General features: G+C 56.8%; 10 protein-coding genes, 1 tRNA gene and 1 pseudogene. 10 read left to right on the top strand and 2 right to left on the bottom strand.

From position 1 onward, the window contains the following. Positions 1-487: 487 nt before the first annotated feature. Positions 488-1,576: a potassium channel family protein gene (locus ACUVSA_RS07270; protein ID WP_445894309.1), complete on the bottom strand. Its 1,089-nt coding sequence runs from the start codon at positions 1,574-1,576 to the stop codon at positions 488-490. Positions 1,577-1,706: 130 nt separating this feature from the next. Further along, positions 1,707-1,783 (bottom strand) — tRNA-His (locus ACUVSA_RS07275). A gap of 341 nt (positions 1,784-2,124) precedes the next feature. Here ACUVSA_RS07275 and ACUVSA_RS07280 point away from each other — a divergent pair. The 10 genes and pseudogenes from ACUVSA_RS07280 (at position 2,125) to ACUVSA_RS07325 (ending at position 14,807) form a co-directional block, all read left to right on the top strand. Next, positions 2,125-2,637 (top strand): chemotaxis protein CheW, encoded by a 513-nt coding sequence (locus ACUVSA_RS07280; RefSeq protein ID WP_445894310.1) that lies wholly within the window; start codon positions 2,125-2,127, stop codon positions 2,635-2,637. A gap of 37 nt (positions 2,638-2,674) precedes the next feature. Next, positions 2,675-4,642, top strand: coding sequence for a methyl-accepting chemotaxis protein (locus ACUVSA_RS07285; protein WP_445894311.1), 1,968 nt, complete (start codon positions 2,675-2,677; stop codon positions 4,640-4,642). A 645-nt stretch (positions 4,643-5,287) separates the two neighbouring features. Then, complete coding sequence (locus tag ACUVSA_RS07290; RefSeq protein WP_445894312.1) at positions 5,288-6,409, top strand: ABC transporter substrate-binding protein; 1,122 nt, start codon at positions 5,288-5,290, stop codon at positions 6,407-6,409. A gap of 6 nt (positions 6,410-6,415) precedes the next feature. Beyond that, positions 6,416-9,052 carry a hybrid sensor histidine kinase/response regulator gene (locus tag ACUVSA_RS07295; RefSeq protein ID WP_445894313.1) on the top strand — a complete coding sequence of 879 codons (2,637 nt, stop codon included), beginning with the start codon at positions 6,416-6,418 and terminating at the stop codon, positions 9,050-9,052. Between the two features lie 299 nt (positions 9,053-9,351). After that, positions 9,352-9,816: a hydrogenase maturation protease gene (locus tag ACUVSA_RS07300; RefSeq protein ID WP_445894314.1), complete on the top strand. Its 465-nt coding sequence runs from the start codon at positions 9,352-9,354 to the stop codon at positions 9,814-9,816. Between the two features lie 33 nt (positions 9,817-9,849). Continuing rightward, positions 9,850-11,296: pseudogene (locus ACUVSA_RS07305) on the top strand (heterodisulfide reductase-related iron-sulfur binding cluster). A 23-nt stretch (positions 11,297-11,319) separates the two neighbouring features. Beyond that, entirely contained in the window at positions 11,320-11,499 is a 180-nt protein-coding gene (locus tag ACUVSA_RS07310; RefSeq protein ID WP_123289390.1) for an FAD-dependent oxidoreductase, read from the top strand. A 3-nt stretch (positions 11,500-11,502) separates the two neighbouring features. Further along, complete coding sequence (locus tag ACUVSA_RS07315) at positions 11,503-11,736, top strand: 4Fe-4S binding protein (protein WP_445894315.1); 234 nt, start codon at positions 11,503-11,505, stop codon at positions 11,734-11,736. Positions 11,737-11,967: 231 nt separating this feature from the next. Next, entirely contained in the window at positions 11,968-14,394 is a 2,427-nt protein-coding gene (locus tag ACUVSA_RS07320; RefSeq protein ID WP_445894316.1) for an FAD-dependent oxidoreductase, read from the top strand. Then, positions 14,394-14,807 carry a hydrogenase iron-sulfur subunit gene (locus ACUVSA_RS07325; RefSeq protein ID WP_445894317.1) on the top strand — a complete coding sequence of 138 codons (414 nt, stop codon included), beginning with the start codon at positions 14,394-14,396 and terminating at the stop codon, positions 14,805-14,807. The genes ACUVSA_RS07320 and ACUVSA_RS07325 overlap by 1 nt, the downstream gene beginning before the upstream one ends. Positions 14,808-14,826 lie beyond the last annotated feature (19 nt).

Raw genomic sequence — 14,826 nt, forward strand, 5'->3', positions numbered from 1 at the left:
CGGTTCCTTTTAAGCGAATCGGGTGAGCGAACCCTTAGGGAGGTGCTGCTACGCGTCCTGGAATGGGCGAACTGAAAAGAAGGTGGTTCCTGCGTTGAGACATGCGGGCCCGCACAAAGGGCAAGGGAAGGCATTGTCGCACAAGCCTCTGTGAAGGAGCGTATCGACCGTAGTTTTGCCGTGCCCTTTCGGCTCGCTTCTGGAGGAGCGGCGTAAGCCGCGACCCCGGGCTGGCCCGCGTTCCGTGGGTCTCCGGGTTGATGTAAAGATCGCGCCTTGCGGCGCTCCTACAGCACAGACCGAAGCAGCCCCAAAAAGCCATCTCGAACACGCTTCTATGAAGGCATTTTGTGGGAGCGACGCCAGCCGAAACAGCTCATCGCGCTTTGCTGGGCTTTCAAAGAAATAGAGGGAAAAGGCCTGCGAAGGAGCCTTCTTTGGCGCGCTCCAAAAGGCTAAGCCGTCACCCTGCAAGTTTCCATGTTTATTAGCCGGATCGTGACGGCGTTTTGCTCTCTGTGTTGTGCCGCCAGGCACGATGAAAGGCAATGGATGGGGATCGGGTGCCGTAGAGCTTTTCCGCAAAGCGGTCCAAGTTGTTGCGCGGGCCGATGGCAATAAGGGTATCTCCGGATTGGAGGATTTCACGGGGTGAGGGGTTATAGATCATGGTGCCCTCCGGTCTTTTGATGGCCACAATGATCAAGTTGAAATCGCTTCGAATTCCGGAATGCATGAGATCCTTGCCGTCCATGTCCGCCCCTTCAGGAATGATCAGCTCTTCCATGGACAGTTCGATCCCTTCGCTGGAAAGAGCCAATTCCAAGAAGTCAGTGACAGTGGGGCGCAGAATGTTCTGGGCGATACGCATGGCCCCCGTGGCGTACGGGGACACCACACGGTCGGCTCCTGCTTTGAGAAGCCTTTTTTCTATGCCGGATGAACCGGCGCGGGCACAAATGAACAGGTTACGGTTGAGGTCGCGAGCGGTCAAAACGATGAACACATTGTCCGTATCGCTGTGCACCACGGCCACGAGCCCCTTGGCCTGAAGGATGCCGGCGGCCATGAGGTTTTCCTCCTCCTTGGCGTCCGCCACCAAGTGGGGGACTCCCAGTTCCTGCAGGTTTCCCACAGCGCCTTCGTCCATCTCAATGACCACCATGGGAATACTGTATCGGAGCAGCTGGTCTACGATGTATTTGCCCATCTGTCCGTAGCCGCAGATGATATAATGATTCTTGATGCCCTGAAGTAGTTTCTTCACACGCCGCCTCCGATACACTTCTAAAATATTACCTTCCACAAGCAGCTGCCCGAAGTAGGCGATGTGGTATGCCACAAGACTGACGCCGCCTCCAATGAGCACGACGGTAAAGAGTCGGCCGGCGGTGTCCAAGGGGCGCACCTCGGTGTAACCGACAGTGGTGAGGGTGATGACGGTCATGTAGAGGGCTTCCACAAAAGTGTAGTCGCAGAGCTGCATGTAGCCGACGATGCCGAAAGCCACAACGGCCAAAGAGGAAGCCAGGATCACCAAAATCCGTCGGCTCATGATCGCAGATCCGTGGGCCATGGATACCCCCGCTTTTTGTGAGCGTCACACAGCGGTTTCAGACGAGCCATGACCTTTTTGCCGCTTTGGGGGTGCCACGGGCGGCGCGACAAAAAAAGCCGCCTCAGCACTGGCGGCCTGATATCTTTCATGGGGTGAGTGATCGGACTCGAACCGACAGCCTCTGGGGCCACAACCCAGTGCTCTGACCTATTGAGCTACACCCACCACACAAGGTTTTCCCTTGGAAAGCACACGATTCCTAACACAGACGCCGCGGCGTCGGCAAGAAAAAATTTTTTCAAAACTTCAACTCAAGTCTTCGTCACCGCATGCCGATACGTTCTGTGACAGGCGTTCCCGACAAGATCGTGTGGAAGTGGTGTGGAGAGCCACATGGGGTTCCGTCGACAAAGACGTCGAGGCTGGCCCGGAAGAAATCATGCTCCGAGGCTTCCCTCCATGGAAAGAAGGGTGCGGTGAATCGAGGGCGATCTCCGTGTTTTCATTAGGTCGAAGGACAGGGCGTCCTCATTCGGGGCAAAAATGCGCAGAACAAGAGAGGGAGGATGATGATGGACGTTATGGCAGCGAAGATTCAGGAAGAAAACGAAAAGCGCGAAGGCAAGTACCTGACCTTTTCCCTGGGAGGCGAAGAGTACGCCATCGGGATTTTGAAAGTGAAAGAAATCATCGGCATGATGCCTATTACGCCTGTGCCCCAAACGCCGGTTTTTGTCAAAGGGGTGATCAACCTTCGAGGAAAGGTGATTCCAGTGATTGATTTACGACTCAAATTCGGCATGGAATCCATGGCCTACAACGAGCGCACGTGCATCATCGTGGTGGAAGCTTCAGGGTTGGCCGCCGGGCGCGTCATGATGGGCCTTGTGGTGGATTCGGTCTCAGAAGTGGTCAACATCAAGGAAGAAGACATCGAAGACACGCCGACTTTTGGAACACGTCTTTCCACCGAATATATTCTCGGCATGGCTAAGGCGGGAGAATCCGTCAAGATCCTTTTGGACATTGACAGGGTACTCACGACCCAGGAGATGAGCGTTTTGGAAAAGGCGGCTTAAAACCGACATTCATGATCCCATGGGAGGAGAAACATCCATGCGAACGTGGACACTGAGTGGAAAACTACTGGTCATCGGCGGAGTGTTGGTTTTCTTGAGCCTAACGGCCACGGGATCCTTTTCCACATGGAAAGTGGCTTCAGCCCTGAAGGGCAATGCGGAACAAGCCGCCACCTCGCAAGCCCAGGGGCTGGCGGACATGGTTCGCACGGCGCTGAGTAAGGAGAAGTGGTCGGCGCGGGCCTTGGCCTCCATCGACACCTTGAAGGCGGCCACGGAAAAGGTGGCCGCACAAGGCACCGAAGCCGCCCAGACGGAAATCGGTGCCCTGAATCGGGAACTCCAAAGGCTCCTCACCAACATCGGCGACAACTATGAGGGGGTTTTTGTCTCCGATGCCGCTGGAACCGTCTATGCGGGCATAACTCCCGACGGCAAAACCGATGTCTACAAAGGAGTTAAGATTTCGGAACGGCCGTATTTTCAAAAGGCGAAAAATGCCGGTGAAGTGGTGATCGGGGAACCGGTGATTTCCAAGGTTTCCAATCAGCCCGTCGTGGTCGTGGCGGTGCCTTTGAAAGGAGAAAACGGTTCTTTTCAAGGAATCTTGGGCCTGACGGCTCGAATCGATATTTTGATCGAGACTCTGAGCAAAACCAAGGTGGGCAAGACCGGATACGCCTACATGGTGGACCGGCAGGGTGTGGTCATTTCCCATCCTAACAAGGACCTGATATTGAAGCTCGACCTGAACAAGACCCCGGGGCTGGAAAATCTGGCCAGGGCCATGGCGTCCGGAACGTCGGGCGTGGTGGATTATGTTTTCAAGGGCGATAAGAAGATTTCCGGCTACGCGCCGGTAGGGATCAACGGGTGGATGGTCGGGGCGACGCAGCCGGCCTCGGAATTTCTTGAGCCGGTGCGCCGCCAGGTCACAGGCCTGCTTAGCATCGGCGCGGTGGCGCTCCTGATAACCCTTGGCGTGTTCTACGTGTATTCACGAAAAGTGACTGCCCCCATTATGGAGTCGGTGACGGGACTTAGGGAAGGCGCCGAACAGGTGGCCGCCGCAGCATCCCAGGTCTCTTCGGCCAGTCAACAGTTGGCGGAAGGATCCAGCGAACAGGCGGCATCCCTTGAGGAAACGTCGTCGGCCCTGGAAGAGATGGCCTCCATGACCCGCCAAAACGCCGATAATGCCAAGCAGGCGGACGCCATTGTGAAAGCGGCTTTGCGCGACATTCAGGAAGCCCAGCGATCCATGGAGGCGTTGACCCAATCCATGAAGCAAATCGCTTCGGCCAGCGAAGAAACGCAAAAAATAATTAAAACCATTGATGAAATTGCTTTTCAAACCAATCTTCTGGCCTTGAACGCCGCCGTGGAAGCGGCGCGGGCCGGGGAGGCCGGGGCCGGGTTTGCCGTGGTGGCCGACGAAGTGCGGAACCTCGCCATGCGGGCCGCCGAAGCCGCCCGCAACACGGCCCAGCTTATTGAAGACACGGTCAACAAGGTGCACCAAGGAAATCGCGTCCTTGGGGAAGCCAACGACGCCTTTGGCAAGGTAGCTCAGGGTTCCAGCCGCATCGGGGAATTGGTGGGAGAAATCGCTGCCGCCTCCGGCGAACAGGCGGAAGGTATCGACCAGGTGAACCGAGCTGTGGCGGATATGGACAAGGTGGTGCAAAGGAATGCGGCCAACGCCGAAGAATCGGCGTCGGCGGCCGAAGAATTGAACGCTCAAGCGGAGCAGATGCGCCAATACGTCACACAGCTGGCGGCACTGGTGGGAGGGAGCGACAAGGAAAGAGGATTCAAAATAGGACGAGGGAAAAAAGACTCCTCAGTGACTCGACCTTCCTTGGATGCCAAGGCAAAGGCCTTGGGACAGAAAAGGGCCAATATGGCGGGCAACGGAAAGGCCCGTGTGGCTGCGGCTAAAGCGCAAAAACCTTCAAAACCGGAAGAACTCATTCCCTTTGACGAAGACTTCGGCGACTTTTGACACGTGTGGGTGCGCGTTTTCTGCGAACATGTTCGAGATGCTGGGTGAGGGCTCTTAAATCCATAAAAGGGGTTTTCTGGCCGGCTCTTTCAAAGGGACGGCGTGCGGAGCGGCAAGAAGCCGGTTCCTTCGAGGGAAATAGGTCAAGTCAATCTTTGCATGAGTGGATTGCGCACTTAAGCGTTCAAAAATTTGCGAAATTTGGTCCGAAGGAGCCTTGTAACCCATTGGAGTTGCTCGGCTGCCAAACGTCAAAGTTGCGTTCTCAAACAGTGTCTTAGGACCTGTTTGAGGATGGCTTTTCGGGGCCGTTTTTGTTTCATTTTGTCGGAGCGGCGCAAGCCGCGATGCCCATGAGGAGCTTACGACTGATTCACCGTCGGCCTTGACGACACGTTGGAAAGGGCGCCTTCAAGACTAGGCTCGTCGGGTTCCTTGGCTGTGACGGTCAATTAAGGTCTCACACGCTTCCAAAAGAGCCGTCCTGGCCGATCCCCAAAGCACAAACCGCGGTGCGTCGATTTTTCCGATGAAATTGGTTACGAAAAAAGGGATGCAGACGATGGTGCCGAGTGCTGGTTTGCGCCGATGATGCAAGCAGCGCGTTGGGTTAGGGTTTAGTTTCGAAGAAGAGACGAAGTGCCCATGAAAAGTGCCGCGCATAAAAGCCTTTGGCTGTGGGTCCTCCTTTTGGGTCTTGTGGCTTGGGGTTGCCAAAGGGAGCCGATTCGGTTGGGCTTGGCCGGTGTCCTTACCGGGCCTTATGCGGACCTCGGCATTCACGCGCGCAACGGAGCTCGGCTGGCCGTGGAAGAAATCAACCGGCGAGGTGGTGTGGGCGGGCGTGCCTTGGAACTTTTCGTTCAAAACGACGAGGGGACGGTGGAAGGGGCGAAAAAGGCCCGCGAACTTTTGGTCCGTCAGGGGGTTTCTGTGATCATCGGCCACATGCTGAGCACTCAATGCCTCGAGGCGCTTCCGGAATTGAACCGATGGGGTGTACCGCTTGTCTCACCTACGGCCTCCAGCCCTCTCTTGTCGGGAAAAAAAGATCTTTTTTTCCGCCTCAGACCCGATGACACAGCTCCGACCATGCATCTGGCCAAACATCTTATCAGCCGTGGCCTGCTCAAGGCTGGCATTCTTTACGACACCAAGAATCCGGTTTACACAGAACCGTGGGTTGGCGCCTTTGCACAGGCCATGGAATCTTATGGAGGAAAGATTGTGTTCACCACAGGTTTTTCTCGCCTCGACAACGGCGCGGATGTCTCCCTTGCCGAATGGGTTTTGGACAGAGAACCCGAGGCATTGCTTCTTGTAGCATCAGGGCAAGAAACAGCCCGCCTGGTCGTTTCCATGGTTCGTTTGAGAGTTACCTCTACGCTTTTCGGTGTGGGATGGGCCCAGACCGATCGTTTGATCACTGAGGCAGGGAGCGCGGCCCAGTACCTCGTTCTGGCCACAAATGACCCGCCGGTGGAAGAAGCTCCCGGGGCGGCGGAATTCGTGCGCTTTTACAAAAAGCGTTTTGGTACAGTACCGAATTTTGCCGCCGTGCGAGCTTACGATACCGTGCGTTTTCTTGTGCAGGCGCTGGAGAGCGTGGCAGGCCGACCGGAGCGGCTCGTTGAGGCCTTGGGGCAGCCGAGGGAATTTGACAGCCTCTTTGGGCGGCTTGTTATGGACCCTTACGGCGATGTGCACGCGGAAAGCTACCTGGTGGGCGTGCGCGGGAACCGATTCGTGCAATTCACTGGCCGGTGAAGCGCCATGAAGGATCCTCGGCTTTTTGAAGTCGTTCGACGTTTTTTACTCCGAAGGCTTTTCTTTCCCCTATTGGCCTGTGCGGTGATGACCACGTGCGGGCTGGCCGCCTGGCGTATCGTGCAACTGGAAAAAGAACACGATGTGATCAGTTGGAGCGTCGACAATTACATATCAAGCTTTCTCACTGCAGCGGATGAAAGCCTTTTGTTGCTGGCCAGCACCTTATCGGGAGGGGACATAAGGGCGACGCGATCGCGCAGTGTGAAACTCCCGATGCCGTACCACCGAGCGTTTTTTATTGGGCCGGATGCTTATACCTATACGGTTTACCCTCAGGATATGGCCGAAGGAATAACTGAGGACGTTTCGCTCCCGTCAGCATTGTACTTCCCCACCACGAGAGAATGGCCCAATTATTCGGTGCCGTATTATCGGTCCGATTTGAAATCAGTGACCGTGGCCACCAGCATATCCACGCGATTGGGAACTGTTGTCGGGGAACTGGATTTGGGGCGCGTGCAACGAATGGTCGAGGTCTATCTTCAAAAGGTGCCCCATCGCGTTATCTGGATCATGGACCGTTACGGCAACCTGATCGTACATCCCGACGCCCACATGGTGCAGGAACAAGAAAATGTGGGCCATGAATCCCTGGTGGCGCGAGCTCTCGCCCATCCTGAAGGGACAAAGCTTTTGGGGCGACTGTCTGGGACCATTGTTTATGGAACCAGTTGGCGTATCGATCCCTGGGGATGGGTGGTGCTTGTGGCTTACCCGCTTTTCCCGGCGCTTTACCCAGTAGTCGTAGCGGCTTCGATAGGGTTCTGTCTTTTTTTTGGCTTTATGGGTGTCATCCACTGGCGCCTCATTCGGCGGCTGCATAAAGTCGTGATCGTTCCCGTGGAGCAGCTCACCCGGGTTGTCACCCATATGGCCGAAGGCCGAAGCGACGCTGAGGATTCATGGCCGGATTTTCATGGGACCTTTGCCGAAGTAAGACTTTTTGCGCAACGCTTTCGAGAGATGAGCCTAGCGGTTCAAGAGCGGGAAGAAGCGCTGCTGCTGCGGCAAAAGGCTTTGGTAAAGATCCAGGAATCCTTGGCTCGCAGTGAGAAGCGCTACCGAGAGATTTTGGAGAGTATCGACGAAGCTTACTTCGAGCTGGATACGGAAGGCGTTGTGATGTTTCACAACAGTGCCTTTGTGCGCCTGCTGCGTCTGGATCCGCCGCCAGCCCATCCTTTTTCCCTGGACGAAGTGGTGGATTCGAAAACGGCCGAAGCCCTGAGAGCCTTTTTGCGGGACGTGGCCGAAGATCGAAGCACCGGCCGGCTTCAAGTGTTTGCCTTTCATGATACGCAAGGGGCCTCTAGGACGGTGGAAATTTCGGCGAAACCCATCCGTGCTCAAGACCGGACAACTTTGGGCTTTCGAGTGATGGCCCGGGATATCACAGAAAAAATCCAGGCGGAAAAAAGGGCTCAGGAACTGGAAAGGGTCATATCGCACGCGCAAAAGATGGAATCCTTGGGGACTCTTGCCAGTGGCATCGCGCACGAATTCAACAATCTGCTGCAGCCCATGACCGGGTACTTGGACCTTTTGGCCCGGCACATGGAGGCGGACGATCGCAAGAGCCGTTGGATTACCCATATTCGGGAAGCGGTGGATCGCAGCGCCGAACTGGTTCGTCGCATGCTCACCTTTGCCCGGCAGGATGAGACGAGGTTCGAGGTGGTGGACATCAACCGCCTCGTTGAGGATACCCTCGATTTTCTTCGGCGCAATATTCCTCGAAGAATTCGCCTGGAGAAGAACCTGCAAGAAAATCTTCCCGCGGTTCATGCAGACCGACTGCAAATGGAGCAAATCCTCATCAACTTGGTGGTGAACGCTCGGGATGCCATTGGCGAGGGTGAGGAAGGGTGCATTCGCGTATCCACCGGAAGAAGGGAAGCCCAGGATGGTGTTCAAGACGTTATTTTAACCGTTTCCGATACGGGCCAGGGAATTCCGGAATCCATTCGGGAACGCATCTTTGATCCTTTCTTCACCACGAAGGAACCCGGCAAGGGGACCGGGCTGGGACTTTCCACGGTCTACGGCATCGTGCGGCGACATGGAGGGACGATAAGGTGTCACAGCGAGTTGGGGAAAGGCACCACCTTCGCCATCACTCTTCCGGCCCATGCTTTCAAGGAGGCCGTTCGGGTCATGAAAAAAGATTCTGCCCAAGGGCAAGGATTTGAAGACCCACAGCCGAAAGGAGACATGCCCAGGACGATTCTCGTCGTGGACGACGAGAGAGACATTCGAGAGTACATCCTGGAGGCTCTCGCCGAGGAAGGTTTTCGTGTGCTTGCTGCCTCTTCAGGTGAAGAAGCCCTGGCTATTCTTAAAAAAAACCCCGGCGCTGTGGATGCTGTGATTCTTGACGAGAACATGCCCGGCATGGGAGGGCAGGCCTGTTTAGCCGAGGTTCGGCGACACTATTCACATATACCTGTCATCATGGCGAGCGGTGACAGAACTGGTTCGTTGCGGGAAAGCTCCGAACCATCGGAAAACACGGCTCAGTTGCTGAAACCCTATCGCCTCAAAGACCTCATAGAATTGCTCCGAGATCTCGGCGTTTCGTGACGCTGAAGCCAATTGTTTCCACGTGCTTTTTGGCGGAGCGGCGTCGGGTCTCAGCGCCTGTCCCATTCTGGAGCGCTTCTGCAAAATAAGTCGGAAAATGCGATCAAACATCCTTGAGGGGCAACCCCTCAATGACCGGGAATGTCCCTGAATCTCCGCTGGATCTCCCTTTCACCATTGACAGTCCATGGGTCCGGCGCTAGGAAAGTGTGCGATGCACAACATGCACAACTTTCGGAACGACTTTGTTTCATGAATGAACGAAGCCGTTTGTTTTCGGCGACGTCGGTGGTCTTGGGGTGTGGCAACACCCTTTTTGGCGACGATGGTTTTGGGCCTGCCGTGGCGCAGCCCTGGCGGTCCACCCCTTGTGTCCGGCCGGCGCCTGTGTCCTGGATGCAGGAACCGGGGCCAGTGATCTTCTCTTTGACGTGGTGTTGAGTCCCCAAAAGCCTAGAGCCCTTTTCATCGTGGATGCGGTGCAGATGAGCGGGCGTGCGTCCGGGGAGCTCTTTTGGCTTTCCATCGAGGAGCTGCCGACGCCGAAAAGGGCGGATTTTCTCATGCATCAATTCCCATCGGCCGATCTGTTGCGGGAATTGGCCGAAGAAGGTGGGGTGCAAGTGGCCGTCTTGGCCGTGCAGGCGATGACGATTCCGGACCACGTGGCGGTTGGGCTTTCACAGCCCGTGGCTGCGGCGCTTCCACGAGCCATCGAGGAGCTCTTGAGAGTCTTGGGTTTGGAAGATCCGACGGTTTTATAAAAAATTTTCGGCCACATTGAGGGGAGAAACGCGGTGATTGTGGTGCAGATCGGGCGCCTTGCGGAGCAGTTGGGGGTGCACCGCAACACCATTCGCAACCGGATACGCAGTGGTCGGCTGCCGGCGCGTCGTGTTTCGGGCAAGCGCTATTTGGTGGACGAACAGGAGTTTATCAAGCTGTGCCATGCGTACGGCTTGGATTCCTCGGCCCTTCAAGTACGGCAGGTGCCTTCGCCTTCGGTGCCGTCCGTTGATCCCAGGGAAGATGAAGAAGGGGCGGTGGTTCTGGGTTGGCGATCCCGCACCTTTCGCTAGCTGCCCCAAGGGGTCGATGTGTGCGTGAACTGCGGCAGTTGTGCGGGCGCGTGCCCCTTGGCGGGCGTAGACGGCTGGGATCCTCGTAAAGTGGTGCGCATGGCGGTTCTGGGCATGGAGCGGGAATTGTGCGAATCCTTGTGGCCCTGGAAATGTACTTTGTGCGCTCTATGCGAACAGGTGTGCCCGGCGGGGGTGAACATCACGCGACTGATGATGGCCTTGCGCCAAAGCTGGGATCGGGATCAGGTGCCCGGGGCGTTGCCCAAGGGCGTGGTGACTTTGTTGGAAACTGGAAACAATTTGGGGATTCCTCGGGAGGACTTCACGGCCTGTTGTCATGCCGTGGCTCGGGAATTGGCGCAGACGACGTGTCCCGGATTTCGGCTTCCTCTGGATGTTCAGGGAGCTCGACTCTTGGTGACGGTCAATTCCAAGGAGCCCTTTGGGGAACCGTGGCAGATGAAGCACTGGTGGAAGATTTTTTATGCCGCTGGAGAATCCTAGACTCTTTCTTCGGAGTACTGGGATGGCGTGCAATGGGGCTATTACACGGGCGATGAGGACGCGGTCCGCGTGTCTGTGGGCCGCGTGGTGGCGACGGTGCGCCGGCTGGGCTGTAAAGCCTTGCTCTTGCCCGAGTGCGGTCACGCCTATTATGCTTTTGGACTGGCTTTGAATCGATGGTATGCGGAAGAAGCCAAACAATTTCAGGTTCTGACCCTGTTTGATCTTCTTACGGACTACCTCCATACGGGACGCCTGAACGTCCGCACAGATCGCGACGCCGGCGTGGTCACGTATCACGACCCCTGCCATTTTACACGAAAGGCCTTGAAAACCTTTGGACAAGCCTACGATGAACAGGCTCGGGACATTGTCCGCCGGTGTGGAGGCCATTTTGTGGAGATGGTTCCCAACCGGGAGGAAGCTTATTGCTGCGGCGCTGGAGGGGGGGCTTTCCGCCTTGCCTTTTCACGAGGAACGGGTCTTTTTCGGCCGTCACTAAGCCCGCCAGATTCAGCGAACAGGGGCAGACCTGGTGGTGACCGCCTGCCACACGTGCCGGGATCAAATCCTCAAAAACCTGCGTAAGGAATACAATCTCAACGTCGATGTCAAACTCTTGTGGGAACTTGTGGCGGAGGCTCTAGTGATGCCCTGAGCCGCGAAAGGTGAGGTGTGGTGATGATTCGCCAAAAAGTGGGCGCCGTTTTGGTCATCGGGGGCGGCATTTCCGGGCTTCAGGCGGCTTTGGATTTGGCTGAAGCTGGCTACTTTGTCTACCTTGCGGAAAGGACCGGAGCCATCGGCGGCACCATGGCGCGTTTGGACAAGACCTTTCCGACCAACGAATGTGCCATGTGAATTTTGGCCCCTAAGTTGGTGGAGTGCGGTCGGCACTTCAACATTGAATTGATGACCCACACGGAGCTGGAGCGGCTGCAAGGCGAGGCGCCTCGGTTTCAGGCCACCTTGCGGCGTCGGCCTCGATATGTGGATGCCAGTCGTTGCGTGGCCTGCGGCGAATGTGCGCGCGTATGCCCGGTCCGCATCGAGGATCCTCGATGTGGCCCTCATGCTCGCGTGCCGCCATTTTCCTGAGTTACCCTCAAGCTGTGCCCATGGCCTATCAGATCGATGCGCGCCGATGTCTGCACGTCACACAAGGAAAATGCGGCGCCTGCGCGCAGGTGTGTCCGTTGGATGCCGTTCGCTTTGACGATCGAGAACGGTTGGTGACGGTTTCCGTGGGATCGGTGATCTTGGCTGTGGGATTTCGGCCTTTTGAGCCCCCCTGGACGGAACCCATGGATCCATGGCGTCCATGCCGACGTGGTGAACTCCGTAGTCTGGGAGCGCACGCTTTCCGCCGCGGCCGCCGATCGACGGCCTGTGGTGCGCCCTTCGGACGGAGCTCCTGTTCGCAGGGTGGCTTTTGTGCAGTGCGTGGGCAGTCGGAACGAATCGGCAAATGGGCATGCGTACTGTTCTGCGGTCTGTTGCATGACGGCCGTCAAGGAAGCGTCCATGGGCTTGGAATGCGATCCATCCTTGAAGGTGACGGTTTTCTACACGGACATGCGAACCGTGGGTAAGGATTTCGAACGGTACTTTCATGCCGTTCGAGATCGCGGCGTGCGGTTCCTACGATACCGCGTGCCCCGAGTGGATGTGGTCGAGGACGGACACAGCCTAGTGATTCAGACGGTCACCGAGGACGGCCGCCGTGCCCGGCAGGTGTTTGACCTGGTGGTCCTTTCCGTGGGCATGGAGGTGCCGACAAATGTGCGGGCCTTGTGTGATCGGCTCGGTGTGCAAACGGACGAGCACGGATTTGCGGAAACATCGTCCTTCGAACCTGTGAAAACATCCCGAGCCGGCATTTATGTGTGCGGCACCATGGCGGGTCCCAAAGATATTGCGCAAGCGGTTTTGGAAGGGTCGGCGGCGGCTGCGGCGGCCGCCGTTCCCTTGGCGGATGTAAGGAACAGCCTCTCAAGGGTGAAGGAATTTCCCGAGGCGCGTTCGGTGGCTGATGAGGCGCCTCGAGTGGGGGTTTTCATTTGCCATTGTGGGTCCAACATTGCCGGAGTGGTGGATGTGGCAGCTGTGGCCGAGGTGGCTTCCCGACTGCCTTACGTGGTCCACGTGGAACGCAAGCTCTTTGCCTGTGCCCAGGATAGTCAGGAGCGGATTCGGCGAGGCATTCACGACTATCAGCTCAACCGGGTCGTTGTGGCGGCCTGTTCACCGGTGACCCATGAAAACCTTTTTCGAGAGACTCTCAAGAATGCCGGGTTGAACGAATATCTCTTTGAAATGGCCAACATTCGAAACCAAGCCGCATGGGTGCACGGGCGTGACCCTCAAGCGGCCACCACCAAGGCCGTGGACCTGGTGCGCATGGCGGTAGCCAAGGTCAGTTTGCAGGAGCCGCTGCCTGCGGTCACGGTGAACGTGAATCCAACGGTTTTAGTGGTCGGCGGCGGCGTGGCGGGCATGACCACGGCGCTGGGACTGGCGGACCAAGGTTTTCCTGTCCATTTGGTGGAAAAGAGTTCCCAGCTGGGAGGCAACGCACGCCATCTTTACCGCACGTGGAAAGGCGAAGACATTGCGAAGTTTGTGGAAAATCTCTCCGCCAAGGTCAAGTCCCATCCCTATATCAGTGTGTACCTGAAGAGCGAAGTGGTCGCCGTGGAAGGGTACGTGGGGCATTTTCGATCGAGCGTTCAAAAAGGCGGTGCGACTTTTATCGTAGACCATGGTGTGACGGTTCTCGCGGTGGGTGGCATGGCCTATAAGCCCAACGAATACGGGTATGCCGAATCCCAAAGGGTGCTGACGTCTTTGGAATTCGACAAATTGCGGGCCGTGGGGGATGAGCGCATTACGGGAGCCAAGAGCTTTGTGTTCATTCAATGTGTGGGGTCTCGAGAACCCCATCGGCCCTATTGCTCCTGCGTGTGTTGTACCCATGCCATTCAGGCGGCGGTGGAACTCAAAGACGAAGATCCCACGAGGGACATTTACATTTTATATCGCGACGTGCGCACCTACGGACTGCGAGAATCCGTTTATCGACAGGCTCGAGAAAAGGGGGTTGTCTTTGTCCAGTATGACCTGGAACACAAACCGGCGGTGCGCCTCGGCCCCAACGAACTGTACGTGCGCGTCATGGATGATGTCCTCCAGAAGCCTTTGAGTCTACGGGCCGACGTGATTATTTTAGCCACGGCCATTGTGCCTCAGCCAGCAGTGGCCGAATTGGCCGCCATTTACAAACTGCCTCTCAACGCCGACGGGTTTTTTCAGGAAAGTCACGCCAAACTGCGGCCTGTGGAATTCTTGTCGGAAGGGATTTTCATGGCCGGCCTGGCGCACGCGCCAAAGCCCTTGGATGAGGTTATCGTGCAAGCGCAAGCCGTGACGGCGCGAGCCGCGGCGATTCTGGCCAGGCGCCGAAGATCCCTGGACGCCGTCAAAGCCCACGTGGTGATCGACAACTGCGATGGGTGCGCCTTGTGTCTGGACGTCTGCCCCTTTGAGGCCATTGACTGGCGGAATGGATCCCCAAAGGAGTGCGAAGCCAAGGGCACGGTGCGGCTACCCGTCATCAACTCGGCCTTGTGCAAAGGCTGTGGCATCTGCCAGGCCACCTGTCCCAAAGCCGGCATTCGTGTGGGAGGATTTGGTGGACCGCAACTGTCGCGACAGCTTCAGGCCCTTTTCAGGCCTGAACAAGGCGGAGCGGCATAATGGGCAGCGTCAAGCGTGGCAAGGAGAGGGTCGTCGTTTTTGCGTGCCATTGGTGTGCTTACAGCGCCGCGGATCTAGCGGGGATTCGCCGCATGGAATATCCCGAAAGTGTGCATATCGTGCGGGTCATGTGTTCCGGCATGGTTCATCCGCATTTGGTTATGGAAGCTTTCTCGCTGGGAGCGTCCGGGGTTCTGGTCATGGGCTGTCGGCCGGGGGAATGTCACTACAAGGACGGAAACCTCAAAGCGGACGCTCGTCGGTTGGTGATTCATGAAATGTTGGAAACCATGGGACTGGATCCGGAACGGTTTCGTATGGTGTGGTGCGCGTCGTCGGAGGCGGAAAGGTTTGTGGAGGCGTGCCGAGACATGGTTCGGCTGGTCCGGACCTTGGACAACGGCGGGAATTGAACGGGAGGGGCTGAAGAGG

It is taken from the genome of Desulfosoma sp., from assembly GCF_052743555.1.

Excerpts from the sequence above, each read along its gene's own strand:
- ACUVSA_RS07280 (WP_445894310.1), top strand. The coding sequence starts at position 2,125 with ATGATGATGGACGTTATGGCAGCGAAGATTCAGGAAGAAAACGAAAAG.
- ACUVSA_RS07295 (WP_445894313.1), top strand. The coding sequence starts at position 6,416 with ATGAAGGATCCTCGGCTTTTTGAAGTCGTTCGACGTTTTTTACTCCGA.
- ACUVSA_RS07310 (WP_123289390.1), top strand. The coding sequence starts at position 11,320 with ATGATTCGCCAAAAAGTGGGCGCCGTTTTGGTCATCGGGGGCGGCATT.
- ACUVSA_RS07325 (WP_445894317.1), top strand. The coding sequence starts at position 14,394 with ATGGGCAGCGTCAAGCGTGGCAAGGAGAGGGTCGTCGTTTTTGCGTGC.
- ACUVSA_RS07285 (WP_445894311.1), top strand. The coding sequence starts at position 2,675 with ATGCGAACGTGGACACTGAGTGGAAAACTACTGGTCATCGGCGGAGTG.
- ACUVSA_RS07270 (WP_445894309.1), bottom strand. The coding sequence starts at position 1,576 with ATGGCCCACGGATCTGCGATCATGAGCCGACGGATTTTGGTGATCCTG.
- ACUVSA_RS07290 (WP_445894312.1), top strand. The coding sequence starts at position 5,288 with ATGAAAAGTGCCGCGCATAAAAGCCTTTGGCTGTGGGTCCTCCTTTTG.